Consider the following 26,084-nt stretch of genomic DNA (forward strand, 5'->3'; position numbering starts at 1 on the left):
TTGCGGCGGTCAGGCCGCGCCTGCCTCGCTGCTGAGCAGGCGCGGGTCGATACCCGCTCCCCGGAATGCGCCGGACCAGCGCTCGTCGGTGGGCGTGTCGAACAGCAGCTTGGGCTCAGCCGCCACGGCGAACCAGCCGTGCCTGGTCATCTCTTCTTCCAGCTGGCCGGGTCCCCAGCCCGCATAGCCGAGCGCGACCAGCCACTGCGCGGGTCCCCGTCCCTCGGCGATCGCCCTGAGGACATCAATGGTCCCCGTCATCGACCACCGGTCGCCTCCCGGCGTGTTGACGTGCAGCGTATCTTCTCCACCCCAGTCGGTGGAATGCAGGACGAAGCCGCGACCCGGCTCGACCGGCCCGCCGTGGTGGATGGCGCAGTCGGGCGCCTCCCCCGGATCGAGCTCAAGCTGCTTGAGCAGCTCGCGGAACCGCAGGCCGGCCCGCTTGTGCCCGATACCGATGCCCACCGCGCCATTCTCGTCATGGACGCAGAGCGCGATCACGGCTCGATCGAAGCGCGGATCGGCCATGCCCGGCATGGCGAGCAGCAATTGGCCGGAAAGGAAGGGCGGTTCGCTCATCGGCTCGCTGATGCCCCGCTGGACGCGCAAAGAGCAAGCCTTGAGCGCGTAACGATCGGCTCCTAGGTGCTTGGGACAGTCACCAACAGGAGCATGACCCATGACCATCAAGATCGGCGATCGCCTGCCCGAGGTCCCGCTGACCATCGCCACCAGCGAGGGCCCGCGTCCCACGACCACCAGCGAATATTTCGGCGGCAAGCGCGTTGCGCTTTTCGCCGTTCCGGGCGCCTACACGCCGACCTGCTCGGCCAAGCACCTCCCCTCCTACGTCGAGAAGGCCGAAGAGCTCAAAGGCAAAGGCGTCGACGAGATCGCCTGCACCAGCGTCAACGACGCCTTCGTCATGAGCGCCTGGAACCGTGACCAGGGCAGCGAGGACATTACCATGCTGGCCGACGGTAACGGGCAGCTGGCCGACGCGCTCGGCCTCACCATGGATGGCGCCAAGTTCGGGATGGGGACCCGCTCCCAGCGCTATTCGATGATCGTCAACGATGGCGTGGTTGAGCAGCTGAACGTCGAGGCGCCGGGCGAATATCAGGCCTCGAGCGCGGAAACGCTGCTTACCCAGCTGTAAGCGGCCTTTCCGGTCGTCGCATTGCGGCCTCTCGTCGACGAGAGGCCGCAACAAGCGCTGGCCCCCAGGCGTTCGGGCGGTGAGATTTCCTGCGTAGGAGGAGAGCACCATGGCCGACCACAACCGTCAGAATAGTCACAGCAACCAAAGCAATCAACGCGATGGTAATCGCAATCCGGGCCGCGGTGACAACCGCAGTTCGGGCGGAAGTCGGTTCGGAGCGATTGGCGACACTGTCCGCGCCCGCCCGGTTGCCGCCGCTGCCGCCGCGACGGCGGTTGCCGCGGCCGGCGCTTTCTTCTTTGCTCGCCGGGGCAACAGTTCGAACACGGACAGCAGCAGCGGCAAGTGGGGCCAGGAGACCACCGGTGACCGCAAGGCCGGGGCTGGCGCCTACAAGCAGCAAGGCTCGACCAGCCACGATGGGCTGAAGGAAACCAGCAGCACGCGACCCAGCGCGACCGCTGGCACCGGTGCTGGAGAAGCCGGCCGTTCACCGCTCGATGTCCAGCAAAGCGTGAGCGCCGGTGGCTCGAAGGGCCTCAGCGGCAGCAGCTCCAACCTCGGTGTCAGCGGGGAAAGCAGCGGCTCGACCCAGCCAGCGTTCGGCACCAGCTCTGCGTCGACCGGCGGCACGCCCAGCGGCATGGGCGGTGCCAGCACGGGCAGCAGCGCTTCCGGCGGTGGTGCGAGCGGCTCGACTGCGGCGAGTGGCGGCAAGGCCGGAAAGTCGAAGTCGTCAGACAGCGGCAGTCAGACCAGCGCGCGCACCGGCAACACCGGGCTCGACGAAACGGGCGATGACCAAACCAAGGTCGGATCGGTCGCCTACGGAGCCTAAGGCTCGCTTCTTGGTTGAATGGGAGGGGCGCTTCGGCGCCCCTCTTCGCATCGGAGACGGGAATGAAACTAAAGCCGCTTGATCAGCAGGTCATGGTCATCACAGGTGCGTCGAGCGGTATCGGGCTCGCGGCGGCACGGCGGGCCGCAGCCAAGGGCGCCAAAGTCGTGCTGGCAGCCCGCAACGCCGAAGCGCTTGACGACGTCGTCCAAGCAATCCGCGCCAAGGGCGGGGAGGCGCACTCCGTCCCACTCGACATTGCCGACGGGGGTGCCGCCGAGCGCCTAGCCGAGCAGGCGGTCGCACGCTTCGGTCGCATCGACAGCTGGGTCAACGACGCTGCGGCGGCCATGTACGCCCGCCTTGAGGAAGTCACCCTCGAGGAGCACCGGCGGGTGTTCGAGGTCGGCTATTTCGGGCTGGTCCAGGGCAGCCTCGCCGCCCTGCCCCGTCTGAAGGTTCAAGGCGGCGCGCTGATCAACGTCGGCTCGGTGCTGAGCAATCGCGCCATCCCGCTACAGGGTCCCTACTGCGCCATGAAAGCGGCGGTGATGCAATTCACCGACGCGCTGCGGATGGAGCTGGAAGCCGAGGGCGCTCCGGTCAGCGTGACGCTGATCAAGCCGGCCGCCATCGACACTCCCTATCCAGAGCATGCCCGCAACAAGCTGGACGCTCCCGCCCGCCTGCCGCAACCGCTCTACGACGCCGAGCTCGTCGCCAAGGCGATCTGCTTCGCGGCATCCAACAAGCGCCGCACCCTTAATGTCGGTGGCGGAGGTCTCGCGATCAGCACGCTGGCCCCTGCACTGCCGCGCCTGGCGGACAAGGCGATGGAGATAGTGGGCGGCGAGCCGTCCCAGACGACATCAGTGCCGCCTGAACCAGCCGCCGCCGACAATCTGTTCGAAGTCCGTGCGGACGGCCGCACCGCCAGCAATCAGCATCCGCTGACCCGCCGCTCCTCGCTGGCCCTGGAAGCGCAGATGCATCCGGTCGCAACCGCAGCCCTGCTCGGCGGCGCTGTTGCCGCCGCGGCGGGCGCCTTCATGCTCAGAAAAGCTGGCCCGGAGGACGTCGGCACACGTGAGGCGCAGCGCCGGATTCGCGCCGCGGGGATGAGCTAGGGGGCGATCAGGAAGGCGACGATCGCCTGGCCCAACTCAGGCTCGGTCACCGAGCTCATGTGTGTGCCCGGCACGATCGCCAGCGTCGCGTCCGCCAAGGTAGAGGCCAGCTCCCGCGCGGAGCCATTGTCTTCATCCTTGTCGCCGCACACGACCAGAACCGGCATGGTCAGGGCGCCCAGCCATTCCATGAACACGTCTTCGAAGCTTTCCAGCAGCAGCCGCGCGGCTGTGCGGTCGACCCCCTGGCTCTTCATGAACTGCGCCGCCAGCCAGTGCGGGTCGCCGCGTGACAGCGTGTCGAAGCGGTCGATCACCTCGAGGAAGAAGGTCTTGCGCCGCTCCCAATTGGCCAGCCCCTGAAGCCCCATCCCGCCCAGGATCGCCCGTCGGGGTCGGAGCCCTTCGCCGATCGCCTGCACCGTAGTCCGCGCCCCCAGCGAGAATCCGCCCAGATCGAAGTCGGTCAGCCCGAGCAGCGCCACCAGCTCACGCACGTCGCGAGCGAGCACGCCGGGACCATATGCCCGCGGATCGTGCGGCTTGCCGCTTTGCCCATGCGCGCGATGGTCCGGCATGATGACTCGAAAGCCCGCCGCAGCGATGCGGGCCGCATGGCCGAACTTGATCCAGTTCATGTGCGCGTCGGAGAAGAGGCCGTGAAGCAGGATCACGGCTCGCCCGCTTCCTACCTCATGATAGGCTAGTTCCACTCCGTCCGAAGCCGTCCAGCGATGGGTCGCAACCTCGCTCATCCGGGAAAGCTACCGGTCGCTTCGACCCACTTGTCGACCAGTTTCTGATAGGTGTCGGTGCGCTGCTCGGGCAGCCCTTCCGTATTCAGCCAGGCTCGGTGAATACTTTCCGCGCCAAAGTGATGCCTGGGCTTGAACCGGCTCTTATCGTCAAAACTGGCGACAGTCAGGTCCATGTTTTCGCTGCCCTCGCGGAATTTGAAGCCAAGCGACGTCCCGCACTCGCGGCAGTAGGGCCGGACGGCGATCGGTGAGCTCTCGTACCAGTCCGGCTCGCACTGCCATTGCACATCCGCTGCCTTGACGTTCCTGAAGGCAATCGAGACCGAACCGGTCGCGCGCTGGCACATCCGGCAATGGCAAAGATAGGCGTCGTCATCCTCGACCGGCACCGAAAAGCGCACCCGCCCGCAAGCGCATCCACCACTCATTTCGGTCTTCTCGCTCATCTCTGCCCTCCTCGACGTGCCTTCGTAAGCCTTCGAAACCAACAGGCAAGAAGTGCACAAGGCGCCGTTAACCACCATTTTTTTCGGCCACTCGAACCGTCCGCGGTGAAATCCTTCCCACAAGAGAGGTGCAGCGGCCTTGCCGTCGCAGGAACGCAGAAGGCGGTCCTTCAACCCCAGAATGGGAGAATAATCATGTCGTTTTCCGTAAACACCAATGTGGGCGCAATGGCCGCCCTGCAGAGCCTCGGCACGACTAGCAAGGCGATGGCCCAGACTCAGAGCCGCATTAACACCGGCTACAATGTTGCTTCGACCAAGGACGACAGCGCCGCCTTCGCCATCGCGCAGACCCTGCGTGGTGACATGGGCGGACTGAAAGCCGTCAGCTCGTCGCTCAACCGTGCGAAGAGTGTGACGGACGTGGCCGTGGCCGGCGCCGAGCAGGTTTCCGACATCCTGATCCAGATGAAGCAGAAGGCCTACCAGGCCGCCGACGCAGGCATCGATCAGGCCAGCCGTGACGCGATCAACCAGGACTTCGTTGCCCTGCGCGATCAGATCACAACGGTTGTCAGCTCGTCCGACTTCAACGGCACGAACATCCTCAAGACCGGCGGCGGCGCTGTTTCCGCCATCCAGTCACTGCAGGATGGTGACAGCACGACCACCGGCTGGCAGCCGGACTCCCTGTCGATCGCCAACCAGGGCCTCGACCTGGGTGGAACGGTGATCACGGTCGGCGCGACTGACCAGATCAACAGCCAGGCCACTGCGCAGAGCATGGTCGACACGCTGACCAACAGTCAGTCGAACCTCAAGACCTCGCTTTCGACGCTCGGTTCTGCCTCGCGCAAGATCGACTCGCAGCTCTCGTTCACGAGCAAGCTGAATGACGTGGTCGAGGCGAGCGTGGGTAACCTGGTTGATGCGGATCTCGCCAAGGAATCTGCTTCGCTTCAGGCGCTCCAGGTCAAGCAGCAGCTGGGTATCCAGGCGCTCTCGATTGCCAATCAGGCTCCCCAGGCAATCATGTCGCTGTTCCGCTAATCCCCAAGACCAAGGAACACCAGTTACTGCAAGGACGGGCCGGAGTGAGCAATCACTCCGGCCCGTTTGCCGTCCGCTCCCCAAGCGAACTGAAATGAAAAGCCCCACGGATAAGAGGCGGGGCCGTCAGCCAATGCTGGCGACGCCGAGCAGGTCGGAAATTGGCAGGGAGACCTGACCACCAAGGCCAAGCCACAACTCGTTGTTACGCTGTGTGACGTCCTGCACCCGGCCAATGCTGTGAATGGAAGGCGCGATCGCCGCGCCCGCGTCATCCTTGGCAATCAGCTTGAGCGCGTAGGCGCCACCAGACGCCTTGCTTCCGTCCGCGAGAAGGCCGTCCCAGCTCAACGTCCCGCTGGTCTCACCAGGGGTGACGGCCGGCGTGGCCACCAACTTGCCGCTGCTGTCGCGGATTTCCGCGGTGATGGTACTGGCGTTGCTCGGAAGCGACCAGCGCCATTGCGCCGGTGCCGAGCCGGACAGGGCCGACGCCGAGTTGGAGAACTCGGCCTGTCGGCCGATCAAGCCCGAAGCGCCGGTCAGGTCATTGGTGCCGAGCCGCCCCAGCATGTCCTTGAGCAGCCCCGTCTGCTGGATCGATTGCTCGACCTGTGAATATTGAGCCAGCTGCTGCGTGTACTGCGCACTGTCCATGGGGTTCAGCGGATCCTGGTTCTTCATCTGCGTGGTGAGCAGCGTCAGGAACATGTTGAACTGTTCTCCGGCATCCGTGCCGAACAAGCTGCTGCGCGACGCGCCTGCGGCGGCGCTGCTATCGGCCGCACCGGCAGCGGCGGTCGTGGATGAGATGGCGGACATGATAGGAAGCTCCTGCTGATTAGGCCATGAGATCGAGGCGGCCTGACCGGCGAAGCGGTCGCTGCCAGATTGTCTGCGGATCGCGTGCCTGTTTCCTGCGATCGTGGGGGTTATGCGAACCCTGGCCGAATGGCCGGTCGCCTCCTCCCATATTTCCACCGGCTGCCTGGTCGCCGCTGCTGCGATCGAAGCGGAAGCTGCCCTGGTCCGCCCGAACGCCGGCGTCGCCTAGCGCGCGCGTAAGGTCCGACAAGTCGCGCCGTAACTGGTCGAGCAGCTGCACGTTGTCGCTGCTGACCACGGCGCGAAGGCTGCCCGTCTCGTCAAAGCCAAGCTTGACCTCGATTCGGCCAAGCTCGGCCGGATGCATCCGGACCGTGAGCTCCTCCGCGCCCGCCTTGCCGTGCCGCGCGATCATCACGCCAAGCTGATCGGCGAAATCGTGGCCGAGCGTCAGCCGATGGTCGCCCGCCCGCGGCTCGGCGGCCTCGGTCACGCGCGAAGGGGTCGTGGGCGGAGGCAAGGAGGCCACCGGCGGCGGCGTGGTGGGCACCGTCGCGGCCGCCGCAACCGGCGCGGTCGCGCGCTCCGGACGGATTGCCGTTTCTGGGTTCATGTCGTTCACCGCCGGAGTGGCGGCTGACTGGTTGGGACCAGCCACCTTTGCCGTCGCGGCAGGCCCACCGAATTCTGCCGGCGGCTCGCCGCCGGCATCAAACGCCGCCGAAAGCGGAGCGCGGTCCGCCTGAACGGCTGCGGGCGGCGGCTGATTGTGCACGAGCAGAAGCGGCAACACCGGGACATCCCCCGCTGGTTGCGCAGGCAGGCCGTCGCCGTCGGTCACGACGCCCGATGACGAATCCTTTGATGATTCCCCGCCAGGCTCCTGACCATCTGGGAGCCGCGTCGGAGTCAAAGTGCCTGCCCCTCCGTCCGCCGTGGGACTTCCAGGCGCTGCCGCGAGCGTATCGACCGGCACTGCCAACCGCTGCGAGACCACCTTCAGCGGCTGACCCTTCGACCCGGGGTGCGCGACCGCAAGCAATGCAACTTGCGGCGCACCCGGCGTCGGCACAGGACCGCCTAAGGGCACTGCCGCGCCAATCGAGTCAGCGTCGGTGCAGCCGGCGAGTAGTTCCGCCGCCCCTGCCCTCCCCGATGGCGGCGAACAGGGTGGTGGAGCCACCAGATTGATCGCTGTCGCAAGCGGTAATGCTTGCGGCGCACTGGCGGAGGTCAGCAGCGCGACGAAGGTCGGGGAGGCCGCATCGCCCGCTCCCGCACGCAGGGCACCAGCGCCGACGCCGACGCCGGAACCGACACCGACGGCGCTGCCCGCTCCGCCAGGCTCAAGCGGCTGCGAGGGCAAGCTGTTCATTGTCTTCCTTATAGGTGGCAGGGTTGCCGATCATGCCGAGCGACCGAATTCGGGCGCGGACGTGGATCTCGCTCTGGCTGAGCACGGTGGTGGCCGGACGAACCCGCTCGATGACCGAGCGGACGAACGGGCGCATTGCCGGACTCACCAGCAAGCAGGGGATCTGGCCCTCCTGCGCGAGACGGTCGTAAGTCTCGCGAACTGCGGCAATGAATCCCTGCAACTGGCTTGGCGCCATGGCCAGCTGTCGGTGATCGCCTTCACCGCCGATAGCCTCGCTGAACGCCTGGTCCCAGACCGGCGCCAGCGTGACGATCGGGATGGTCCCGTCCACCGTGCAGGCGGCCGAAATCTGTCGGGCCAGGCGTACTCGCACATGCTCGGTGATCTGGGCGAGATTGCCGGTCGCGGGGACCGCTTCGGCAATCCCTTCCAGGATCGTCGGAATGTCGCGAATGGACACTCCTTCGCCAAGCAGGTTCTGAAGCACGCGCTGCACCCCCGATATGCTGATCTTTCCCGGCACGAGCTCGGCAACCAGCCGCTCGGCTTCCTTGTGGACTTCGTTCAGCAGCTTCTGGGTTTCGGTGAAGGAGAGCATGTCGGCCAGATTCTCCTTCACCAGCTCGGTCAGGTGGGTTGCGATGACCGTGCCGCAATCGACTACGGTAAGGCCGCGGAAACCTGCCTCGTCGCGAAGCTCTCGGTCGACCCAGAGCGCCGGGAGTCCGAACACCGGCTCACGCGTTTCCTCGCCGGGCAGGCCCGCCGGTCCGCCCGCCGGATTGAGCACCAGCAACTTGTCCAGGCGAAGTTCGCCGCGCGCGGCCACCGTCTCCTTGATGAAGACGACATATTCGTTCGCCTTCAGGCTCATGTTGTCGATGATCCGGACGCTCGGCAGGACAAAGCCGTAATCGCTCGCCATCTGGCGGCGCAGGGCCCGGACCTGGTCGTCGAGCCTCGCGCTGACCCCGCCTTCGTTGATGATCGGGAGCAGACCGAAGCCAAGCTCGATCCGCACTGCGTCAAGGGCGAGAGTCACGGCAATCGGCTCCTCGACCTGCTGGTCGGCGGCGGCGGCAGCCTCCTCTCGCTGCTCCTGCGCGCTCATGGCGCGGGCCTGACGCGCGGTCCACCAAGCGAGCCAGCCGCACAATGCGCTGAAGGTCGCGAAGGGAAAGAAGGGCAAACCGGGCAAGAGCGCAAGCACGCCCAGCAGTGCTGACGCCATGCCCAGGCTGCGTGGAAAACGGCCAAGCTGCGTGACGAGCGCGCTGCCCGCCTTGCCATTGATCCCGCCCTTGCTGACCAGCAGGCCGGCGGCAGTCGACACGATCAGCGCCGGAATCTGGCTGACCAGCCCGTCGCCCACGGTCAGCACGGTGTAGCTATGGAACGCTTCACTGAGGCCCGCGCCATGGACCAGCACGCCCGTGACGAGTCCAACCGCGATGTTGATGCCGGTGATCAGCAACCCCGCGACGGCGTCGCCCTTCACGAACTTCGACGCGCCGTCCATCGCGCCATAGAAGCCGCTTTCCGCCTCCACTTCCTCGCGGCGGCGGCGCGCGGCGGCCTCGTCGATCAGCCCCGCCGACAGGTCGGCGTCAATCGCCATCTGCTTGCCGGGCATGGAATCAAGACTGAACCGCGCCGCGACCTCGGCGATGCGGCCAGCGCCTTTGGTGATGACCACGAAGTTGATGACGACCAGTATGAAGAAGATGGTGAGCCCGATCACCACGTCGCCGCCGATCAGGAACTCACCGAAGGCCGCAATGACCCCGCCCGCGGCATGCGCACCCTCATGGCCATGGGCCAGGATCAACCGGGTGCTCGCAATGTTGAGGCCGAGCCTGAGCATGGTTGCAATCAGCAGGATCGTTGGAAAGGCGCTGAGGTCGAGTGGGCGCTCGATGAACAGCGCCGTCATCAGGATCAGGATCGAGAAGGTTATCGACAGCGCCAGGCCCAGATCCAGCAACCAGGCCGGCAGTGGGAGGATGAGCATGGCGATGATCCCAATGACGCCCCCGGCGAGCGCCATGTCGCGGTTCGCGCCGAAGCGCTGCATCGTCTGCGTGAGGCGGTCGAGTGGCGTCATCAGGCGGCCGGCGGGACCGCAAGGCCTTCACCGATGAAGGCGCGCAGCTTGTTGCGCATCGTCCGGACGGAAATTCCGAGCAGCTGTGAGGCCACCGTGCGATTGCCGTTGCAGCGCTGAAGCGTCTCCAAGATCATAGCGCGTTCGACCTCATCCATCTTGTGGCCGACCAGGCGATCGACATCGGCCGACCGCCCGGCGCAGTCGTTCGAATCTTCAGCGATGACGGCCTCGATCAGGTCTCGGCTTGGCGGCAGCGGAACATAGTCGCGGGCGCCCGCCCGAACGGCCGCTACGGTCAGCTCGCCCGGAGCGCCGACACCACAGGCGACGATCGGAACGCCGAAGTTCTCGGCGCGGAGAAGGCGGACTATGGCAGCCACGTCGTGCGTAACTTCAACCAGGATGAGGTCGCAGCCGTACAGGCGAACATCGGCAAGTGCCGCTTCGCCGTCTCGGGCAAACCGGATGTCGGCCTTGAGCTTGCGGGCTAGGCCACCTGCCAGGCAAAGCTCGCTTGCTGCCCCGCCTACCAGCAGGATGCGGGGAGTGTCCGCCAAGCTCACGCCGTCAGCAATTCGGTCAGAGTCACGCCCAGCTGCCCGTCCACCAGGACCAGTTCGCCGCGTGCAATCAAGCGACCGTTGACCAGCAGGTCCACGGGCTCGCCCGCGCGGCGATCGAGCTCGACCACGCTGCCCACCGCAAGCTCCAGCAACTGATCGATAGTGAGCTGCGCTCGCCCAAGCAGCGCCTGCACTCGCACCGGCACATGATGCAGCGGAAGCAGGGAAAGCGGTGGTTTCTCGGCCGCTGGAGGCGATCCTTGCGAGCCCCCTTGCTGGACGCCCAAGGAGGCGCCCGACTCCAGCTCATCGAAGTCGGCGGCCACCATCTGCTGCGGGTTCGCATCCATCCGCTCTATCCTCTCTGGCTGTTTAGTTGCTCATCCACTGCCGAACCACGGATGTGGCTTCGGCAGGGCTTGCCGCGACGGTTTCGCCGATACGCTTGATGGCGGACGCCTTGAGCTTGCCGTCAACCTCCGCCAGCGCGATTTCCTGATCGAGCATTACCGCCGCGGGCCCGCGCTCCGTTCCCGGTGCCGCCAGCGCCAGCCCACCTGGACCTTCAATCGCGCTTCCCGCCGACTGGGCACCAGGCAGCGCCGACAAGACTCTCGCTGCGCCTTCCGGTAAGGCGCTGGGCCGAAGCATTCGCATCGCGAAGAAGGCGATGGCGGCAACGACCAGTACTTTCAGAACGGAGAAGATCTGGTCCGTCGCCAGATTGGAAAGGAAGCTCTGCTCCGCACCCGCATCAGCCGGCGCGAATTTCATCGCCTCCACGACGATGCTATCGCCACGCTGAGAGTCGAAACCCACGGCATTCTGAACAAGACCCTTGAGGCGCTCCACCTGAGCTGCTGGCAGGCCCTGCGCGCCGCCATCGACCATGACCGCGACGGTCAGTCGTTTGACGTCGCCGGGAGGACGAATCTTGACCGTACTTGTGCGGCTGTTCTCGTAAGTGGTGTCCTCACTGGTCTCAGTACGGGCGGAACCGCGCTGGTCGCCACTTCCGCCACCACCGCCACCGGTTACCTGGGCGTCCGGCAATTGCTGCGACACGCTGGTCGCCGCACCGCCGGCAACGCCTTGCTGGTCCTGGTCGTTGGACTCCACGGTGACCTGCTTGGCGATCGCCTGTTTGTCGGGATCGACGACGCTGGCCTCCTCGCGGGTCTGGTCGCGGTCGATCACGGCCGCGACTTCCGCCCGTACTTTCCCGGCGCCCACGATTGGCTCGAGCAGGCTTTCGATCTGTTGACGCAGCTTGGCTTCGACCTGCTGCTGCTTCTCGTCCGCGTCCCCTGCCCCACCGGCGCCAGTCTCACCGGCACGCGCCAGCAGAGCACCCGTTTGATCGATCACCGATACGGCATCGGGACTAAGCTCCGGCACGGCGCTCGCAACGAGGTAGCGAATGGCTTGGACATTTTCGTTCGACAGCCGGCCCAAGGTCTTCACGGTTACCGCGGCCGTGGCGCCCCGCGTCTGGGTGGCGAACAGCTCCCGGTCCGGCATGACGATGTGAATCCGCGCCGCATGGACGTTCTGCAGGCTCTGAACCGAGCGGGCGAGTTCGCCCTCGATCGCGCGGGTCTCGTTGAGCTTCTCGCGCGCTGGAGAAAGGCCGAACGACTGCTCGCTGTCGAGCACGTCATAACCAATCTTCCCGCCCATCCGGCTGGAAGCAAGGCTCATCCGCAACTCGGCCAGGCGTGACTGGGGCGCAAGTACCGCCGTGCCGTCGGGCGAAAGCTGGTGCGGCACGCCGTCAGCTTGCAGGCGGTCGGCGATGCCCTGTGCGGACGAGGGATCGAGGTCCGTGAAGAGATAGCCCATCGGACCCACGGTGGAGGGGAGCGCCAACCAGATGAGCCCGGCAAAGAGCGCCGCCGCGACGGCTCCCATCATGGCGAGGCGCGCTGCTCCGAGCTTTCCGGCCAATTGCTGGATGATGTTGATCACGGCATCCCACTGAACGTCGAGCGGTCCTCGCCCCTCGTATGTGTTGTAGGAGGCCAACCAGCGCCCAAGCCGCAGCCCGGCAAATTTTGCCTAGTGCCCCTGCCCGGTTTCCGCGATCACGCGCTCAAGCGTCGCACCTCGCGACGCAGCTTCCACCAGGGCGAACCCTTGGTCCCAGCTGATCCGGCCGTCGCCAGGCTGGAGTGCGGGGTCTTCCCTGACCGTAATCGGTCGCTGCCGCCGTTCGCCCCGTCGATGCTCCTCGATGACGTGCTGAATTTCCGGCACGAGGTCGGGGTGGACCCATAGCTCCAGCGGCATTCCGCGACGCAGTTCCTGAAGAAGCTCCCCGAGCACCTGCTGAACGGCGCCGGCTGGTCGTTCGGCTACGGCCTGTCCAGCCAGCAGCTCGGCTCCCGACAAAGCCAGCGAAGTGGCCGCCGCTTCCAGTCCGGCCGACAGCGCTTGCGACTGCGCGTCGATCTGCTCCGCCGCCAGTACGAGGCGCGTGAGGGCATTCTGCACCGCTATTTCACGCTCATCGCGGAAACGCTCAAGCGCCGCAGCCTCGCCAGCAGCGAAGCCTCGCTCCTCAGCGGCGGCGATTGCCTCGGCAAGCGAGTCTTCGCCGCACACCACGTCGTCGGTGGGCAGCGTGAATTCACGCTCGAAGGCAAAGGGTTGGAACGCGGTCACAGGATGAGTGCATCATCGCTTTTGGGATCAACCAGGACGATCTCGCCCCGGTCTGCCAGCGATTTCGCCAGCCGCACGAGCTCGGACTGCGCTTCCTCGCAATCACGCGCCCGAACCGGTCCCATGTTGGCCATATCCTCGCGCAGCAACGCCGAGGCGCGTTCGGTCATCCCACCGAAAAAGACGCCGCGCTGCTCCTCGGGCGCGGCCTTCAGGGCGAGTGCCATGATCTTCTTGTCCGCGGCCTTCACCACCGCTGCGATCGCGCTCGGGATGAGCTTGGTGAGGTCCTCGAAGGTGAACATCAGGCTTCGGATGCGTTCGGCACTATCTGGCAGTCGCTCCTCGAGTGCCCCGAGCATCGCCTCTTCCGTTGACCGGTCCATGGCGTTGAACATCTCGGCCATGCTCTCGTGCGGGTCGCGCTTCTGGGTGCGGGACAGATTGGTCATGAACTCGTTCCGCAATGTCTCCTCGACCTGCTGCACGACTTCCTTCTGCACGGCCTCCATCCTGAGCATCCGGGTGACCACGTCGACCCCGAACTCGCGCGGCAACTCGGCGAGTACGCGCGCGGCGTGGTCGGCACGAAGCTTGGACAGGATTACCGCCACGGTTTGGGGATATTCGTTGCGCAGGAAGCCGGCGAGCACGCCTTCCGAAACATTGCTTAGCTTGTCCCACATCGTCCGGCCCGATGGCCCGCGAATGTCCTCCATGACCTCCTTGACCCGGTCTTCGGGAAGCAGGGATGTCAGCAGCCGCTCCGTGCTCTCGAACGAACCGTGCAGGGTCGCCATGCCGCTGACCTCGCCGGAGAATTGCAGCAGCAGGTGATCGACCACGCTGGCCGGTATCCGGCCGAGCTGCGCCATGGTGGCGGAGAGTTCCTTCACCTCCTCTACCGACAGTGCGTCCCAGATGGGCTTGCCATGTTCCTGGCCGAGCACCAGCAGCAAAGCCGCCGCCCGCTGCGCTCCGCTATACTTCTTCAGCTCCGGCGGTTCGCCGAGCGGCTGAGCAGTCATCTCCACTCCTAAGCAAATTCGATCCGGCGCCGCGGTAAAGACGGCATGCTCCTCTATTATAGACGGAGGAGAGTGGACCCGGAGCAAATGGCGCGATGGCAAACGACCTGAACTCCGGCCTTGTCGGACTGACGCTACTTGGCGGAGCGGCAGCCGATTCCATGACTTCGGCTGTCGCGGCCACCGTCCAGACCAGGGCCGCCCGGCTGGCGAAAGCCCAGTTCACGACACCGGTCATCGCCCCGCCATGGAAAGTGGCGGGCAGCGGTACGCCCGAAAGCGTTGCCGCGATCCAGCGCCTCAAGTCGATCGTCGACCAGGTGCAAACCACGGCGAGCTTGCCGCCCGACCTGCAGACCGCGTTCAGTGCCTACAAGGCACTGGAGCGGCTGCGCATGCTTGCCGAATACGCGACCCGCAACACGACCTCCTCGGCCGTGCGAACGCAGCTCCAGACCAGCTTTGCCAAGGGCGTCGCCGACCTGCAGCGCTACCTTGCCGTGGCGCCCTCCAGTCACCTTTCGCTTACCTTTGGTCAGCCCAAGACCCGGGTCGATAGCTTCGCCTTGCCTTCGGTGAACCCGGCCAACGTAAGCGGAAAGGCAGTGACGACCGACCGCTATGCTCCCGTGCCTGGCCTGAACGGCAACGAACATCTGACGCTTGGCCTCCGCCGTCCTGGCGCGACCGATAGCCTTTCGGTCGACCTTAATCAGACAGCGCAGCCGCCCACTCTCGACAGCGTCGCGAACGCCCTTAATGCTGCCATTGCTTCCATCCCGCGCCTCGATTCGAGCGGCGCGCCGGTGCTTGATCCTAACGGCAACGTGAGGCCACGGTGGGACACCAAATTTGCGGTCGTGAAAGGCGACAAGGGTTGGGGTCTGGAACTTCAGACCATGGGGGTCGAGCAGGTCAGCCTGAGCGACGAGTCGGCCACTGACGCCCTGATCGTCGCCGCCAGTCAATCGGTTCCCGGCTCTCCTGGCAGCGTGGCGCTCACCCGCTTTGATCTGCCAGACCAGCTGCTCACCCGCGCCAGCCTGGGCACGCTCAGCGCATTCGACCGTCAGGCGACGGCCGCGCAACAGACCCTGCCTGCCCGCAAGTCGGCCAATGGAATTAACGTCATCGCCAGCCCGGTGGCCGCGGCGCTGACGGCGCGCGCGGTGGTGAGCGATGCGCAAGGCTTCAGCTATGTGGTCGGCACGACCAGCGGCGATACCGGTGTACAGCGCGGCGACGGTGCCGAAGACCTGCTGTTGAGCAAGGTCGATGCTCAAGGATCGGTCATCTGGCAGCGCAGCCTCGGCAGCGGGGGCAGCGCGCAGGGCACGGCGGTGGCGCTCGCGCCCGACGGCGATGTGGTGGTCGGCGGCACGTCCACCGGCGATCTCGACGGCGCCAGCACGGACGGCGACATGATGGTGATCCGCTTCTCGGCCGACGGTCACGAGCGCTTCGCCACCGCAGTTCGCTCGGCTGGCGCCGACCTCGCCACGGCGATCAGCGTTGCCGCCAATGGCGACACCATCATCGGCGGCAAGTCCGCTGACGGCAGTGCAATGCTCGCCCGCTTTGATGTCGCCGGCAAGCTCGTCGAGCGGCATACACTGGGCAACGCAGGCTCCGAGATCCGCGCGCTCGCCTCTGCGCCTGACGGTTCCTCCGTGGCGCTGATGGCTGGTCCGGATTGCGCAAGCCTCCTGCGCCTCGATGCAGGAAGCCTTGGGTCCAGCGCACAGGTGGCGCTTGGCAACTTCGATGGCTCGAGCCTCGCGATCTCGGCGTCCGGCAGCATTGCGGTCGGCGGCGCGATCACGGCGGGCGATCGCAACGGACAGGTGGTTCAGCTCAGCTCCGACCTGTCCGTCATCGCGACGACCGTTCTAGCGAGTGGCGGCGACGACCGGGTCGACAGCATCACCTTCATCGACGGTACGCTCTACGCCGGCGGCCGAACCAGCGGATCGATTGGTGCAGCCAAGTCCGGCAGCGTCGATGGGTTCGTGGCTCGCATCGGCGCTGACGGGGCCTTACAACAGATCAGTCAATGGGGACGGTCGGGCACGGAGATCGGTCCGGTCGAAGTGTCAGCCGCCCCAGGAGCGGACAGTGCAGCTTCGGCGCTGGGCTTCCGATCCGGCCTTCTGAACCCGCCCGAGAGCCCGACGCTGGTGGATCGAACGGCGTTGCGCACGGGCGACAGCTTCTCCTTCCGGGTGGACGGCGGGACTGCCAAGACCGTGACGATCACCGCCACCGACACGCTCGCCAGCTTGGCCGATCGGATGGGCAAGCTGGCCGGCAAGGATGTGACGGTCAGCGCCGCGCCAAGCAGCGGCGCGAGCATGCTCCGTATTTCGGCCAAACCTGGACATTCGATCGATCTCAGCGCCGGACCGACCGGCCACGATGCCCTGGCGAAGCTGGCGCTGGAGCCCGGACGGCTCGTCACTCCTCCCGCTTACGACCCGAAGGCGCCGCGCGTCACGCCCGGCGGCAGCTACGGCCTGGACCTCACCACCGGACTGTCGATCGGCGACAGCAATCTGGCGGCCGCCAGTCTTGCGCGGATCAAAACGGCGATCAGGACGACGCAGACGGCCTATCGTTCGCTATACTGGGATAACAGCAAGGAGGCGCTGGTGAACGGAAATGGCGGCAGCAACGGGATAGTCTCGGCGTATCAGTCGAGCCAGCTCGCCCGCTACAAGGACGCGCTGACGCGCCTGACCGGCACGCTGACGAGCAGCAGCCGCTGATGCCCAACCTCCCACCCCTGTTCGGCGGGCTCGTCTCGGCCATGCGCCACCTCGGCGATCGCCAGAAGGTCATCGCCGAGAACGTCGCCAACGCCGACACCCCCGGTTACAAGACCAAAACCCTGGAAGAGCCCGATTTCCGCAATTTGCTGTCAGACGGCAGCGTTTCGGGCGTCAGCCGGCCAAGCGTTTCCCTGACCAGCGGAATGGCGGCGCTGGGGGCCCACTTCCGCTCTGGATCGCACGTGATCGACGATCGCCATGTCAGCGAGACCAAACCCGACGGCAACAATGTAACACTGGAAGATCAGCTTCTGCAGCTCGGGCAGATCCAGGCCGATTATTCCACGCTCACAAATCTCTACGCCAAGCAGATGAAGCTGATGAAGATCGCGCTTGGCCGCGGCGGTCAGTAGCGCCGGGCCGGCGCCTGGCGCAAAGCGCTTAGAGCCGGGCGTTGATGGAAATGGGTGCGGGCAGTTCGAAACGCTGGAGCCCACCGCGGGCGCCATAGGTGCTGGACTCATGACCATCGATCCGCCGCGCCTCACTGACGATCGCATCCATCAGGTCGCGTGACAGCTCGATCTGCCGCAGCAGGCGCTGGCCATTCTCCCTTGCCGCCTGCTGCATCTCGTCAACCGCCTGGATGAAGGCGGCCTTTTCCTCTGGCTGCAGGGTATCTTGCCAGTCGGGATTGTCGCGCTGGCGGGCGGCCACCTGCTTTTCAAGGCTGGCAGTAAGCCGGAGCTTCGCACTCGCCAACTCACCCAGCTCTGCGCGCCATCCGGAGGAAAGCAACCGCGTCTCTTCCAGCATGAGGCTGGTTAGCGAGCGAATGGTGTCGGTGATGGTCGCGCTCATGGTTGATCCCCTTGCATCTTGAGCATCTGCTGGATCACGCTTGCCGAGATCCCCAGCCCTGTTCCCTTGGCCATTTCATCTCCCACGCGTTCGGCCAGGACGCCGCGAAACATCTCCTCGCCGTGCCCGCCGCCGAACTCACCGACGTCGACACTCTCGAGCATCAACTTCGCGACCTGCCCCGCGAACACCGCCTCGAATTGATGGGCTGTCTTGGCGAGCGCGGGCGGGACCGGCTTAGTCGGCTGAGTGACTGACGAAGAAACAGGCGTGGTCATTGCACCTCGATCTCCGCTTGCAGCGCACCCGCGCTCTTCACGGCCTGGAGGATGGTGATGAGGTCGCGCGGCGAGACGCCAAGCTTGTTGAGACCATCAACCAGATCGCGCAGTGAGGCGCCGTCGACCATGGCGAGACTGGCGCCGCCGCCGTCATCCACCTGCACGGCGGTGCGCGGCACAACCGCGGTCTGCCCGCTGGCGAGCGGAGCGGGCTGCGCCACTTGCGGCGCCTCACTGACGCTGATCGTCAATCCACCCTGTGCGATCGCCACCGGTGAGATCTTGACGTCCACGCTCATCACGACGGTCCCGGAGGCTTCGTTGATGACGATGCGGGCGGGCTGGTCGACGGCCACCGGCAGGTTCTCGATGCTACTGAGCAGCGCGACCAGATCGTTGCCCTTCAATTCGACCGTAGCTGGATCGAGCACGGTCGCCGCGCCGGGAAAGCGCGCATCGATGGTGCTGGCGACCCGCTGCGCTGTCGTGAAATCGGGATTGCGCAGGGCGAGTTTGAGGCTGGTTGCGGAGCGCAGGACGAACGGCACCTCTCGCTCGACGATCGCGCCGCCGGCGAGCCTGGCGGACGTCAACACACCGCGATTGACCTGCGCGGCCTGACCCTGCGCCTTGAACCCGCTCACCGCCACCGAACCTTGCGCCATGGCATAGACCTGCCCATCGAGGCCCCGCAGCGGGGTTGCGACCAATGTGCCGCCCTGCAGGCTGCTGGCGTCACCCAGCGCCGAGACCTGCACGTCGATCGTCGAGCCGGCGCGCGCGAAGGGCGGCAATGAGGCGGTGATCGTCACCGCCGCGACATTCTGCACCCGCATGTCGGAGCCGCGCACGTTCACGCCCATCCGTTCGAGCATGCCCTGCATGGATTCTTCGGTGAACGGAGCGTTCCGCAGGCGGTCGCCGGTGCCGGCCAAGCCAACCACGAGGCCGTAGCCGACCAGCTGGTTGGACCGGACGTTCTCGACGTTGACGATGTCCTTGATCCGCGACGCCGCACTGGCGGGCGCGGACATCGCCAGGGCGGCGAGCGGCATGACGAACATGTTCAGGCGCATGTTTTCCCCACGCGGGCGCGAGGCGCCCGCTCCTCTTCATTATAGGACGTCAGGTCCGCGCCTCGTTCGCCTTCCCTCAAGACGACGTTCCCGGTTGCCAGCGAGGCAGGGCCTGACCCCTGCTGCGTGCCTTGGCGAGGCGCAGGACGAAGCTGATGATCTCGGCGACCGCAGCATAATATTCGAGCGGGATGGGCCGATCGAGGTCGGCGCTGGCGTACAGCGCGCGCGCGAGCGGCGGGCTCTCCAATATGGGGATATCATGCTCCGCTGCGAGCTCGCGGATGCGCAACGCGATGCGGTCGGCGCCCTTGGCGACGACGAGCGGCGCGCTCATCGTCCCATGCTCATATTTGAGCGCGACCGCGTAATGGGTAGGATTGGTCAACACCACCGCCGCGGATGGCACCGCCGCCATCATCCGCCGCCGTGAGCGCTCGGCCGCGACGCGACGCTGGCGCGCTTTCACCGCTGGATCGCCGTCGCTGTCCCGCTGTTCGTCCTTCATCTCCTGTAGGGACATCCGCATGCGGGAAAGAAAGGAACGGTGCTGGTAGATGGAATCGGCGGCCGCGATTACCACCACAAGCAAAAGGACGTGGCGCAGCAGGTCGAGGGTCAACTGGCCCAGCAGGAGCACCAGCCGGTTCGGCTCCAGTCCGACCGCCTGCCCGATGCCGCCCGCCAGCGGTCGCAGTGACCACCAGCACAGCAGCGCGACACCGCCGCACTTGAGCAGGGTCTTGGCGAACTCGACCCATCCCTGCCGCCCGAACAGCCGCTTGGCTCCGGACGCCGGATTGAGCCTCGACCATTTCAGCGATAGCCGCGACGGCGCGAAGGTAGGCCGCCCCTGCGTGAATCCGATGGCGATTGCTGCCACGAAGAACAGCATCAGCAACGGACCGAGGCGGTGGAGCATTTCGGCAAACAGCCAGGCAAGAAACGACTGTCCCGATCCTGCCTCGAGCCGCAACGAACCGGCGCTTTGCCACATGCCGGATCCGAACTGCAGCAGCTGCAGCCCGGTGCCCGCGATGACCGATCCTCCTAGCCATATTGCTCCGAGCATAACCGCGTGCCGCATGTCCGCCGCGACCGCCACATCGCCCTTGCGCCGTGCATCGTCGAGGCGCTTGGCGGTCGGCGCATGCGCTTTCTCACCCGCGTCCTCAGCCACCGAGCGGACTCGCCTGGAGCCAGCCGGCGAACCGCTCGGCAAACAGGGTCAGCATGCCGCCGACCGCCAGCGCGAAGATGGCAAAGCCGAGCAGCAGGTCGAGCGGCTGTGCGACGAAAAACAGCTGAAGCGTGGGCGCCAGCCGAGCGCCGAGTCCAAGCGCGAAGTTGAACACGATGGCGTAAAGGATGAAGGGGGCCGACAGGCTCACCGCGAGCGAAAGCGCCTGCGTGGCGGTGGTGATCGCAAGTTTCATCCAGTCGCCGCCGGCAAGCTGCCCGCCGACCGGAAAGAGGCTGTAGCTGCGAACCAGGGCCACGATCCACTGATGGTGAACTCCCGTCGCGAAGCAGACCAGCGCCGCGGCCAGTGCCATGAACTTGGCCAGCAACGGCACCTGCCCGGCCTGCGCGTCAAAGGTCAGTACGGTGGTGAGCCCGATCTGCAGACTGACCAGCGCGCCCGCCATCGCCGCGGCCTGGAACATGAGGCGGATGACCGAACCGATGGCCAGACCCGTGAGAAGTTCCGCGACCAGGATCGCGAGCAGGGCGCCATCACTCGCGCCGGCTGAGGGCATCACTGCGGAACGCAGAAGTCCGAATAGTGCAAGGCTGATAGCAAGGCTCAAGACCAGTCGAACCTGACCCGGCGCGGCCTCCTCCGACAGGATTGGCAGAAGCATCAGCACCGCTCCGACCCGCGCGAACAGGATCAGAAAGGCGGTCGCCTCCATTGGCATGTCAGCCATGGACGATCGCCGCCTGCACGGTCCGCATGAAGACGGCCATCGACTGGCCCATCAGCGGCAGGGACATCAGCAGCACCGTGCCCATGACCAGCAGCTTGGGCACGAAGGTCAGGGTCATTTCCTGCACCTGCGTCAGTGCCTGCAACAGGCTGATCAGCACGCCGGTGATCAGCGCTGCGATCAGCAGCGGACCGGCGATGGTCAGGAACAGCATGGCCGCCGCGCGGCACAGTCCCATGATGGCGCCAGCCTCCATGGTTCAGATCTGCATCCGCATGATATCCTGGTAGGCGCTGACCACCCGGTCGCGCACCGAAACCACCGTATCAAGGGCAAGTTCGGCGGCGCTGACGGCGGTGACCACGTCGACCAGGTCGCCCTTGCCGGCGACCTGCGCCGCCGTCGCCTGGTCTGCGGCCTTGAGGCTCTTGCCGGCGTCGCCGACCATGTCGCCGACGAGACTGGCGAAGCCGCCACCGTCGCCAGCCTTGCTCGATTCTGCCGCTGTGCCACCGCCAAGCACGCGCGAGTAAGCGGCCAGCCCGGATACTTGATTGATCGACATGATCGCTCCTACTTGAGCAGGTCGAGGGTGCGCGCCGTCATGCTGCGCGCCGCCTCGATCGTGTTGAGATTGGCTTCGTAGCTGCGCTGCGCGGCGCGCATGTCGGCCGCTTCGACGAGCCCGTTGACGTTGGGCTGGAGCACATAGCCCTGCGCATCGGCGGCGGGATGGCCAGGCTGGTAGATGCGCGGAAACGGGCTCTTGTCGGAGCTTACCCCGCTTACCGACACGCCATCTTCGGTCGGCTTGAACTCCACCAGCTTGCGCCGGTACGGCGAACCGCCCGGCGTGGCTGCCACCGAGTCCGAGTTGGCGAGGTTTTCGGCGACGATGCGCATCCGCAATGATTGAGCGCGCAGGCCAGATGCCGCGATCCGCGTGATGTCGGTAAGATCCATGCCAGGCTCCCGTGAGATGCTCCCGGCACTCATGATAGGAAGATTTTGCCTAGTTCGGGCGTGGCTCCCTGTTGCGGACCTATGATGATCGCAGGGGAGCCTTCATGTCTTTGCTTGCGGAAATACCCGTCGAATTGTCGGCCATGATCGGTGTTACGCGCCTGCCCATAGGTGAGCTGGTGAAGCTCGGACGCGGGGCCGTGGTGCCGCTTGGCGTTGTTCCGGAAAGTCAGGTCGCCATCAGTGCTGGCGGGCAGACCATCGCGACCGGCGAGCTCTCAGTCACTGGAGATCGCGTGTCCGTCACGATCACCGCACTGCTGGCGGAGCAGGGTTGATGGAAGCCTCCGCATTGCTTCGAATGATCGCGAGCCTGGGACTTGTCCTCGGCATGATGGCAGCGATCCTGTGGGCCGTCCGCCGCTTCGATATCAGGCTGCCGGGGCGCTCGTGTTCGGCCGCTCGCCTCCAAGTGATGGAACGGCTCAGCCTCGACCCCAAGAACATGGTGGTGATCCTCCGCCGCGATCACGTCGAGCATCTGCTGATCCTCGGACCGGCAGGGGCAATGACGATCGAGGGAACAATCAAACCCTCGAAATGCTCGGCCAATCGACCCGGCAGCGAACCGCCGCGAGCATCGCCAACGGTCAGCCGCCCGAACTTCGCCATGCTCGTCAAGCAGCATCTGCTGGCGTCGCGCCGGCGGCTTGGCTCAGTTGATCAACCAACCCTTGGCGCGCCATGCGACATCGCCTGACCGCTCTCCTTGCGCTCGGCCTGATGGCGCTGCCCTCGCCGGTCTTTGCAAAGGCCGCGGCCACGGCTTCGATCAATCTCGGGGATGGCCCGGTGGGCGGGCGCGCGATTTCGCTGGTACTGATGCTGACGGTGCTGAGCCTCGCACCCGGCATCCTCATGACGATCACCAGTTTCACCCGGATCGTCGTCGCCCTGTCGCTGCTGCGTACCGGAATCGGCGCACCGGGCGTACCGCCCAATCCGGTCATCATCAGCCTGGCGCTGTTTCTTTCCTTGTTCGTCATGCAGCCGACGTTCGAGGCGGCCTGGCACGATGGCGTGCAGCCTTACAATGCCGGCCGCATTTCCGAGCAGCAGGCATTCGAGAAGACCGCGGCTCCGTTCCGCAGCTTCATGCTCGGCCAGGTTCGTCGCGAGGATCTTGCGCTCTTCACGCGCCTTGCGAAGACGCAGCCGAAAGCGCCGGCGGACATAAGCCTCGCAACCCTGGTGCCGGCGTTCATGATCAGCGAACTTCGCCGGGCGTTCGAGATCGGCTTCCTTCTGCTGCTGCCGTTTCTCGTGATCGACCTCGCCGTTGCAGCAGTGTTGATGGCCATGGGCATGATGATGCTGCCGCCTTCCTCGATCAGCCTGCCCGTCAAGATCATCTTCTTCGTGCTGGTTGATGGCTGGGCATTGGTCGCCGGTTCACTCGTCCAGAGCTTCGCCCACGGCGGCGGATAGATCAGCCCTGGCGCTGGAACCCGCCGGACCGCGCAACCAGCCAGTCGGCCAGCAGGTCGAAGCCGAGCGGCTCTGCGAATGCTATCCCGACATCTTCTCGCACCCACCGCACGATGCCGAGCTTCAGCGGCAAGCCAGGCACCAGCAACAGCAGACGTTCGCCAACATGGGTATGGAACGGTAACGATACCTTGGCTCCGCCCTGGCTGATGTCGCGCAGCGTCGCCTCGGCGCGCCCGTCCGCCATCCGGACCTCCAGCGGGCAGTCCATCTGCAAGCGCGGGCCGCGCGGTTGCTGCTCGCGCCTGATACGGCTTGGGCGTCGCCCGGCACACGGCAGCAATCCGTCCATCACCTCGGGCACGTCGAAGGCAAGTCCGGCACGTCCCGCGCGAGTCCAGACGATCCGCCCTGCGACCACCCGTTGCTGGCGCAGCTCCACTTCGACATGGTCACCGCATTCCAGCGCCAAGCGGGTCTCCAGCATCAGCCCACCCGGCGAAATATTGCGAATGCGGCAGAGCCCCTCGACCCCGCGTACACGCACCTTCGCCACGGTGAGCATGGTCACGGTGCGTTGGGCCCGTTCCATGATCTTGCGCTCTGGGTGAAAGGGAGCGTTCATGACGTGCGTGCCTCCGTGATGGCCACCTGGATAATCGTGCCGCGACCCAGTGCTTGGTCAGCACAGCGCTGCACCAGCAGTCGAAAGTTGGAGAGGTCCGGAAGCCGCCCGTCGGCGCCGGACGCAAGCGGCGTTCGGTAGGTCTGCAGGTTGACCGCGTTCAACAGCAGCGGAAGCCGCTCCTTGACCGCCTCGCCCGTCCCCGGGGCCACCCGTAATTGCAGCTTGAGGGAAGCGTAGCCGGCAAGCTGCCCGTCGCTGAAGACCAGCGGAAGCAGCACGTCGACCGGCACAAATTCCGGCGTTTCCTTGAGGTCCGGCGATCCGGGCCTGTCGCTTGCGGCCGTCGGCGCCTGCGGATGAAGCAAGGTCACGGCGAAAGCGCTCGCGGCACCGGCGGCACATCCACCGCTCACCACCAGTAGGAGGAGGAAGACGCGCATCACTGGTCAGAACCGGAAACTGACGTCGCGCGGCAGCGGCGAGCTGTCGGCGAGCAGGACAATGGTGATGCGCCGGTTCTCGGGCCGGAGCGGCTGGTCCGGATAGACAGGCTGGGTCGCTGCCAATGCGACCACTTCGGAGAAGCGGTCCGGCGTCAGTCCGCCAGCGATCAGCGCGTCGCGCGCGGCAAGGGCACGGTCAGCCGACAGGTGCCAGTTGGACGTGCTTTGACCGCCCTGCCCGTCGGTATGGCCCTCGATCGCGATCTGGACGCTGGACGTCGCCAATTTGCGCGCGATCTGGCCGAGCAGCACGGCCGCGTAGGGGTTCAGCGTCGCGGTGCCGGGCCGGAACATGGCATGGCCGTCATCGTCCATCAGGCTGACTCGGAGACCCTCGCGTGCCTGCTCCATCTGGATGCGCTGCTGGTCGGCCCGGGGAACGCTGGTCGGCTGAAGCAGGAGCTTCAATTCCTCGGCAACCACACGCACGCTCGCGTCCGGAACCTTGGCGCTTCCCGACTTGCTCTGCGCGTAGGAAGTCGGCGAGGAAGGGTGACCGTCGCGTGAAGGATCGCTCGCCTGTGCCCGCATCTGCTGGGCGCCAAGACCCGGCTTGCTACTTGGAACGGTTTCGATTGTTTCGCCCGGCTTGGCGCTGGCGCTGGACGGCGAGAAATATTGCGCCAGACCCTTCAGCCGGTCCTTGTCCGGATTGGCGAGCAGCCACAGCAGCATGAAGAATGCCATCATCGCCGTCACGAAGTCGGCATAGGCAACCTTCCACGCCCCGCCGTGGTGACCGCCGCCGACCACCTTTTTCACACGGCGAATGACGATCGGCCGCACGTCGACCGCGGGCTTGGCGCGCGTCGCCATGTCAGGCCGCCTTGAGCACGGCCTTAAGCCGTGTCTGCAACCTCTCGAGCCGGACCTGCTCGACCGCGCTGGTCACGCAATCTCCGCCGGCCAGCGTGTCGAGCAAGCTTGCGCTCTCACCCATGTGCTGCGCGAGCACGTCGAATTGCTGAAGGCGCGGCAGATGACGGGCAATCACGCCTTCGTCGCTCGCCAGGACCTCCGCCAGTGCTTCGATCAGAACGGACATCTCCCGCATCTCCGCGGCAAGTGCACGGCAAAGAGCTGGCGCAATCTCGGGAAGTGCGGTCATCAGAACAGCTCCAGTTCTCCGGCGCGCTCGGGCAGGCGCAGCGGGAGGCGGGTATTGGCGGGGGGCGCAGGCTCCCGCACGGTGAGGCAGCGGGAACGGCCAAGAAAGGGCATGAACTCCACCCGGCGCGCATTCCGTCCGCCAAGGTCTTCATGCACAACGGTGATGTGTTCGGTGGCCAGGAAGTGGCGGGCAAAAGCGCAGTTCTCGGCGCCAATGTCTCCCAATCCCGCGACAACCTGAGCGCCGCCGTAGCAATGCGCCTTAAGCCGCGAGCGTTCGGCCCCGCGGGCCATCAGCGCATTGATCAGCACTTCCATGGCGTGGATTCCGTAGCGTTGCGGGTCCAACACGCCCTGCAGGCTGCCGCCCGCCGGCTGCGGCAGGAGGAAGTGGTTCATGCCTCCGATCCGCCGTTGCGGATCATGCAGGCACACCGCGACGCATGAACCAAGAATGGTGGTCACCACCACGTCCGGCTCGGCGATGACGGCATGCTCGCCCTGAACGATGGTTTGGCGCCGCATC

33 protein-coding genes are annotated in these 26,084 nt (G+C 65.8%); 9 read left to right on the plus strand and 24 right to left on the minus strand.

The genetic code is table 11. The features are described from left to right. Window positions 1-9: 9 nt before the first annotated feature. On the minus strand, window positions 10-582 hold the full coding sequence (locus M8312_RS05105; protein ID WP_250119299.1) for a YqgE/AlgH family protein: 573 nt from the start codon (window positions 580-582) through the stop codon (window positions 10-12). A gap of 100 nt (window positions 583-682) precedes the next feature. On the opposite strand from M8312_RS05105, the gene M8312_RS05110 reads away from it, so the two are divergent. The 3 genes from M8312_RS05110 to M8312_RS05120 all read left to right on the plus strand — a co-directional run bounded on the left by M8312_RS05110 (window position 683) and on the right by M8312_RS05120 (window position 3,130). After that, entirely contained in the window at window positions 683-1,162 is a 480-nt protein-coding gene (locus M8312_RS05110) for a peroxiredoxin (protein WP_250119300.1), read from the plus strand. Window positions 1,163-1,271: 109 nt separating this feature from the next. Then, window positions 1,272-2,003: a hypothetical protein gene (locus M8312_RS05115; protein WP_250119301.1), complete on the plus strand. Its 732-nt coding sequence runs from the start codon at window positions 1,272-1,274 to the stop codon at window positions 2,001-2,003. Between the two features lie 62 nt (window positions 2,004-2,065). Continuing rightward, window positions 2,066-3,130 (plus strand): SDR family oxidoreductase, encoded by a 1,065-nt coding sequence (locus tag M8312_RS05120; protein WP_250119302.1) that lies wholly within the window; start codon window positions 2,066-2,068, stop codon window positions 3,128-3,130. On the opposite strand, the gene M8312_RS05125 is transcribed toward M8312_RS05120, so the two are convergent. Together M8312_RS05125 and M8312_RS05130 are read right to left on the minus strand one after the other, a co-directional pair. After that, a complete protein-coding gene (locus tag M8312_RS05125) occupies window positions 3,127-3,885 on the minus strand; it encodes an alpha/beta fold hydrolase (protein ID WP_250119303.1) in 759 nt (252 codons plus the stop codon). The two genes, M8312_RS05120 and M8312_RS05125, sit on opposite strands and share 4 nt — an antisense overlap. Further along, complete coding sequence (locus M8312_RS05130; protein ID WP_349773290.1) at window positions 3,882-4,508, minus strand: GFA family protein; 627 nt, start codon at window positions 4,506-4,508, stop codon at window positions 3,882-3,884. The genes M8312_RS05125 and M8312_RS05130 overlap by 4 nt, the downstream gene beginning before the upstream one ends. 21 nt (window positions 4,509-4,529) lie before the next feature. Here M8312_RS05130 and M8312_RS05135 point away from each other — a divergent pair, with 21 nt between their 5' ends. Then, the gene (locus M8312_RS05135; protein WP_250119304.1) at window positions 4,530-5,384 is read left to right on the plus strand and encodes a flagellin; all 855 of its coding nucleotides are present in this window, start codon (window positions 4,530-4,532) and stop codon (window positions 5,382-5,384) included. A 126-nt stretch (window positions 5,385-5,510) separates the two neighbouring features. Here M8312_RS05135 and M8312_RS05140 read toward each other — a convergent pair whose 3' ends face one another. The 8 genes from M8312_RS05140 to M8312_RS05175 all read right to left on the minus strand — a co-directional run bounded on the left by M8312_RS05140 (window position 5,511) and on the right by M8312_RS05175 (window position 13,949). Further along, entirely contained in the window at window positions 5,511-6,206 is a 696-nt protein-coding gene (locus M8312_RS05140; protein WP_250119305.1) for a flagellar hook assembly protein FlgD, read from the minus strand. A gap of 19 nt (window positions 6,207-6,225) precedes the next feature. Next, window positions 6,226-7,584, minus strand: coding sequence for a flagellar hook-length control protein FliK (locus M8312_RS05145; RefSeq protein WP_250119306.1), 1,359 nt, complete (start codon window positions 7,582-7,584; stop codon window positions 6,226-6,228). Beyond that, on the minus strand, window positions 7,556-9,691 hold the full coding sequence (gene flhA / locus M8312_RS05150; RefSeq protein ID WP_250119307.1) for a flagellar biosynthesis protein FlhA: 2,136 nt from the start codon (window positions 9,689-9,691) through the stop codon (window positions 7,556-7,558). The genes M8312_RS05145 and flhA overlap by 29 nt, the downstream gene beginning before the upstream one ends. Then, the gene (locus M8312_RS05155; protein WP_250119308.1) at window positions 9,691-10,257 is read right to left on the minus strand and encodes a DNA-binding response regulator; all 567 of its coding nucleotides are present in this window, start codon (window positions 10,255-10,257) and stop codon (window positions 9,691-9,693) included. The genes flhA and M8312_RS05155 overlap by 1 nt, the downstream gene beginning before the upstream one ends. Next, complete coding sequence (fliN, locus tag M8312_RS05160) at window positions 10,254-10,607, minus strand: flagellar motor switch protein FliN (protein WP_250119309.1); 354 nt, start codon at window positions 10,605-10,607, stop codon at window positions 10,254-10,256. Before fliN ends, M8312_RS05155 begins: the two co-directional genes overlap by 4 nt. A 22-nt stretch (window positions 10,608-10,629) precedes the next feature. Continuing rightward, complete coding sequence (gene fliF, locus M8312_RS05165) at window positions 10,630-12,168, minus strand: flagellar basal-body MS-ring/collar protein FliF (protein WP_250119706.1); 1,539 nt, start codon at window positions 12,166-12,168, stop codon at window positions 10,630-10,632. A gap of 147 nt (window positions 12,169-12,315) precedes the next feature. After that, window positions 12,316-12,921, minus strand: coding sequence for a FliH/SctL family protein (locus tag M8312_RS05170; protein WP_250119310.1), 606 nt, complete (start codon window positions 12,919-12,921; stop codon window positions 12,316-12,318). After that, window positions 12,918-13,949, minus strand: a complete 1,032-nt coding sequence (locus tag M8312_RS05175; protein WP_250119311.1) for a flagellar motor switch protein FliG — start codon at window positions 13,947-13,949, stop codon at window positions 12,918-12,920. The genes M8312_RS05170 and M8312_RS05175 overlap by 4 nt, the downstream gene beginning before the upstream one ends. Before the next feature lie 95 nt (window positions 13,950-14,044). On the opposite strand from M8312_RS05175, the gene M8312_RS05180 reads away from it, so the two are divergent. Further along, a complete protein-coding gene (locus tag M8312_RS05180) occupies window positions 14,045-16,714 on the plus strand; it encodes a hypothetical protein (RefSeq protein ID WP_250119312.1) in 2,670 nt (889 codons plus the stop codon). Then, the gene (gene flgB, locus M8312_RS05185) at window positions 16,714-17,130 is read left to right on the plus strand and encodes a flagellar basal body rod protein FlgB (RefSeq protein WP_250119313.1); all 417 of its coding nucleotides are present in this window, start codon (window positions 16,714-16,716) and stop codon (window positions 17,128-17,130) included. The genes M8312_RS05180 and flgB overlap by 1 nt, the downstream gene beginning before the upstream one ends. A gap of 28 nt (window positions 17,131-17,158) precedes the next feature. On the opposite strand, the gene M8312_RS05190 is transcribed toward flgB, so the two are convergent. From M8312_RS05190 to flgC, 8 genes are all read right to left on the minus strand, one after another. Continuing rightward, a complete protein-coding gene (locus tag M8312_RS05190) occupies window positions 17,159-17,578 on the minus strand; it encodes a flagellar protein FlgN (protein WP_250119314.1) in 420 nt (139 codons plus the stop codon). Continuing rightward, window positions 17,575-17,856 carry a rod-binding protein gene (locus M8312_RS05195; RefSeq protein ID WP_250119315.1) on the minus strand — a complete coding sequence of 94 codons (282 nt, stop codon included), beginning with the start codon at window positions 17,854-17,856 and terminating at the stop codon, window positions 17,575-17,577. The genes M8312_RS05190 and M8312_RS05195 overlap by 4 nt, the downstream gene beginning before the upstream one ends. Beyond that, window positions 17,853-18,935, minus strand: a complete 1,083-nt coding sequence (locus M8312_RS05200; RefSeq protein WP_502957438.1) for a flagellar basal body P-ring protein FlgI — start codon at window positions 18,933-18,935, stop codon at window positions 17,853-17,855. The genes M8312_RS05195 and M8312_RS05200 overlap by 4 nt, the downstream gene beginning before the upstream one ends. Window positions 18,936-19,011: 76 nt before the next feature. Next, window positions 19,012-20,115: an EscU/YscU/HrcU family type III secretion system export apparatus switch protein gene (locus M8312_RS05205; RefSeq protein WP_250119316.1), complete on the minus strand. Its 1,104-nt coding sequence runs from the start codon at window positions 20,113-20,115 to the stop codon at window positions 19,012-19,014. Beyond that, window positions 20,108-20,866, minus strand: coding sequence for a flagellar biosynthetic protein FliR (locus tag M8312_RS05210; RefSeq protein WP_250119317.1), 759 nt, complete (start codon window positions 20,864-20,866; stop codon window positions 20,108-20,110). The genes M8312_RS05205 and M8312_RS05210 overlap by 8 nt, the downstream gene beginning before the upstream one ends. Continuing rightward, window positions 20,859-21,122: a flagellar biosynthetic protein FliQ gene (locus M8312_RS05215; RefSeq protein WP_250119318.1), complete on the minus strand. Its 264-nt coding sequence runs from the start codon at window positions 21,120-21,122 to the stop codon at window positions 20,859-20,861. The genes M8312_RS05210 and M8312_RS05215 overlap by 8 nt, the downstream gene beginning before the upstream one ends. A gap of 3 nt (window positions 21,123-21,125) precedes the next feature. Beyond that, window positions 21,126-21,431, minus strand: coding sequence for a flagellar hook-basal body complex protein FliE (gene fliE, locus M8312_RS05220; protein ID WP_250119319.1), 306 nt, complete (start codon window positions 21,429-21,431; stop codon window positions 21,126-21,128). Window positions 21,432-21,439: 8 nt separating this feature from the next. Then, window positions 21,440-21,829, minus strand: a complete 390-nt coding sequence (gene flgC, locus M8312_RS05225) for a flagellar basal body rod protein FlgC (protein ID WP_250119320.1) — start codon at window positions 21,827-21,829, stop codon at window positions 21,440-21,442. Between the two features lie 104 nt (window positions 21,830-21,933). Here flgC and M8312_RS05230 point away from each other — a divergent pair, with 104 nt between their 5' ends. The 3 genes from M8312_RS05230 to fliP are packed head-to-tail and all read left to right on the plus strand — an operon-like array spanning window position 21,934 to window position 23,317. Then, the gene (locus M8312_RS05230) at window positions 21,934-22,167 is read left to right on the plus strand and encodes a FliM/FliN family flagellar motor switch protein (RefSeq protein ID WP_250119321.1); all 234 of its coding nucleotides are present in this window, start codon (window positions 21,934-21,936) and stop codon (window positions 22,165-22,167) included. Then, window positions 22,167-22,589: a FliO/MopB family protein gene (locus tag M8312_RS05235; protein WP_250119322.1), complete on the plus strand. Its 423-nt coding sequence runs from the start codon at window positions 22,167-22,169 to the stop codon at window positions 22,587-22,589. Before M8312_RS05230 ends, M8312_RS05235 begins: the two co-directional genes overlap by 1 nt. Continuing rightward, a complete protein-coding gene (gene fliP / locus M8312_RS05240; RefSeq protein WP_250119323.1) occupies window positions 22,574-23,317 on the plus strand; it encodes a flagellar type III secretion system pore protein FliP in 744 nt (247 codons plus the stop codon). The genes M8312_RS05235 and fliP overlap by 16 nt, the downstream gene beginning before the upstream one ends. A 1-nt stretch (window position 23,318) precedes the next feature. On the opposite strand, the gene M8312_RS05245 is transcribed toward fliP, so the two are convergent. The 5 genes from M8312_RS05245 to M8312_RS05265 are packed head-to-tail and all read right to left on the minus strand — an operon-like array spanning window position 23,319 to window position 26,083. Next, the gene (locus M8312_RS05245; protein WP_250119324.1) at window positions 23,319-23,942 is read right to left on the minus strand and encodes a PilZ domain-containing protein; all 624 of its coding nucleotides are present in this window, start codon (window positions 23,940-23,942) and stop codon (window positions 23,319-23,321) included. Continuing rightward, the gene (locus tag M8312_RS05250) at window positions 23,939-24,385 is read right to left on the minus strand and encodes a hypothetical protein (protein ID WP_250119325.1); all 447 of its coding nucleotides are present in this window, start codon (window positions 24,383-24,385) and stop codon (window positions 23,939-23,941) included. The genes M8312_RS05245 and M8312_RS05250 overlap by 4 nt, the downstream gene beginning before the upstream one ends. 6 nt (window positions 24,386-24,391) lie before the next feature. Then, window positions 24,392-25,264, minus strand: a complete 873-nt coding sequence (locus M8312_RS05255; RefSeq protein ID WP_250119326.1) for a flagellar motor protein MotB — start codon at window positions 25,262-25,264, stop codon at window positions 24,392-24,394. Window position 25,265: 1 nt separating this feature from the next. Next, window positions 25,266-25,556, minus strand: coding sequence for a hypothetical protein (locus M8312_RS05260; protein WP_250119327.1), 291 nt, complete (start codon window positions 25,554-25,556; stop codon window positions 25,266-25,268). Then, window positions 25,556-26,083: a chemotaxis protein CheD gene (locus M8312_RS05265; protein ID WP_250119328.1), complete on the minus strand. Its 528-nt coding sequence runs from the start codon at window positions 26,081-26,083 to the stop codon at window positions 25,556-25,558. Before M8312_RS05265 ends, M8312_RS05260 begins: the two co-directional genes overlap by 1 nt. Between the last annotated feature and the right edge of the window lies 1 nt (window position 26,084).

Source organism: Sphingomonas sp. KRR8, from assembly GCF_023559245.1.
Taxonomy (GTDB): domain Bacteria; phylum Pseudomonadota; class Alphaproteobacteria; order Sphingomonadales; family Sphingomonadaceae; genus Sphingomicrobium.

Coding starts and splice junctions, on each gene's coding strand:
- M8312_RS05135 (WP_250119304.1), top strand. CDS start 4,530: ATGTCGTTTTCCGTAAACACCAATGTGGGCGCAATGGCCGCCCTGCAG.
- fliP (WP_250119323.1), top strand. CDS start 22,574: ATGCGACATCGCCTGACCGCTCTCCTTGCGCTCGGCCTGATGGCGCTG.
- fliF (WP_250119706.1), bottom strand. CDS start 12,168: ATGGGAGCCGTCGCGGCGGCGCTCTTTGCCGGGCTCATCTGGTTGGCG.
- M8312_RS05195 (WP_250119315.1), bottom strand. CDS start 17,856: ATGACCACGCCTGTTTCTTCGTCAGTCACTCAGCCGACTAAGCCGGTC.
- M8312_RS05255 (WP_250119326.1), bottom strand. CDS start 25,264: ATGGCGACGCGCGCCAAGCCCGCGGTCGACGTGCGGCCGATCGTCATT.
- M8312_RS05265 (WP_250119328.1), bottom strand. CDS start 26,083: ATGCGGCGCCAAACCATCGTTCAGGGCGAGCATGCCGTCATCGCCGAG.
- M8312_RS05145 (WP_250119306.1), bottom strand. CDS start 7,584: ATGAACAGCTTGCCCTCGCAGCCGCTTGAGCCTGGCGGAGCGGGCAGC.
- M8312_RS05215 (WP_250119318.1), bottom strand. CDS start 21,122: ATGGAGGCTGGCGCCATCATGGGACTGTGCCGCGCGGCGGCCATGCTG.
- fliE (WP_250119319.1), bottom strand. CDS start 21,431: ATGTCGATCAATCAAGTATCCGGGCTGGCCGCTTACTCGCGCGTGCTT.
- M8312_RS05250 (WP_250119325.1), bottom strand. CDS start 24,385: ATGCGCGTCTTCCTCCTCCTACTGGTGGTGAGCGGTGGATGTGCCGCC.
- M8312_RS05120 (WP_250119302.1), top strand. CDS start 2,066: ATGAAACTAAAGCCGCTTGATCAGCAGGTCATGGTCATCACAGGTGCG.
- flhA (WP_250119307.1), bottom strand. CDS start 9,691: ATGACGCCACTCGACCGCCTCACGCAGACGATGCAGCGCTTCGGCGCG.
- flgB (WP_250119313.1), top strand. CDS start 16,714: ATGCCCAACCTCCCACCCCTGTTCGGCGGGCTCGTCTCGGCCATGCGC.
- M8312_RS05140 (WP_250119305.1), bottom strand. CDS start 6,206: ATGTCCGCCATCTCATCCACGACCGCCGCTGCCGGTGCGGCCGATAGC.
- M8312_RS05175 (WP_250119311.1), bottom strand. CDS start 13,949: ATGACTGCTCAGCCGCTCGGCGAACCGCCGGAGCTGAAGAAGTATAGC.
- M8312_RS05105 (WP_250119299.1), bottom strand. CDS start 582: ATGAGCGAACCGCCCTTCCTTTCCGGCCAATTGCTGCTCGCCATGCCG.
- M8312_RS05260 (WP_250119327.1), bottom strand. CDS start 25,556: ATGACCGCACTTCCCGAGATTGCGCCAGCTCTTTGCCGTGCACTTGCC.
- M8312_RS05125 (WP_250119303.1), bottom strand. CDS start 3,885: ATGAGCGAGGTTGCGACCCATCGCTGGACGGCTTCGGACGGAGTGGAA.
- fliN (WP_250119309.1), bottom strand. CDS start 10,607: ATGGATGCGAACCCGCAGCAGATGGTGGCCGCCGACTTCGATGAGCTG.
- M8312_RS05235 (WP_250119322.1), top strand. CDS start 22,167: ATGGAAGCCTCCGCATTGCTTCGAATGATCGCGAGCCTGGGACTTGTC.
- M8312_RS05110 (WP_250119300.1), top strand. CDS start 683: ATGACCATCAAGATCGGCGATCGCCTGCCCGAGGTCCCGCTGACCATC.
- M8312_RS05245 (WP_250119324.1), bottom strand. CDS start 23,942: ATGAACGCTCCCTTTCACCCAGAGCGCAAGATCATGGAACGGGCCCAA.
- M8312_RS05180 (WP_250119312.1), top strand. CDS start 14,045: ATGGCAAACGACCTGAACTCCGGCCTTGTCGGACTGACGCTACTTGGC.
- M8312_RS05200 (WP_502957438.1), bottom strand. CDS start 18,935: ATGCGCCTGAACATGTTCGTCATGCCGCTCGCCGCCCTGGCGATGTCC.
- M8312_RS05190 (WP_250119314.1), bottom strand. CDS start 17,578: ATGAGCGCGACCATCACCGACACCATTCGCTCGCTAACCAGCCTCATG.
- flgC (WP_250119320.1), bottom strand. CDS start 21,829: ATGGATCTTACCGACATCACGCGGATCGCGGCATCTGGCCTGCGCGCT.
- M8312_RS05210 (WP_250119317.1), bottom strand. CDS start 20,866: ATGGCTGACATGCCAATGGAGGCGACCGCCTTTCTGATCCTGTTCGCG.
- M8312_RS05230 (WP_250119321.1), top strand. CDS start 21,934: ATGTCTTTGCTTGCGGAAATACCCGTCGAATTGTCGGCCATGATCGGT.
- M8312_RS05115 (WP_250119301.1), top strand. CDS start 1,272: ATGGCCGACCACAACCGTCAGAATAGTCACAGCAACCAAAGCAATCAA.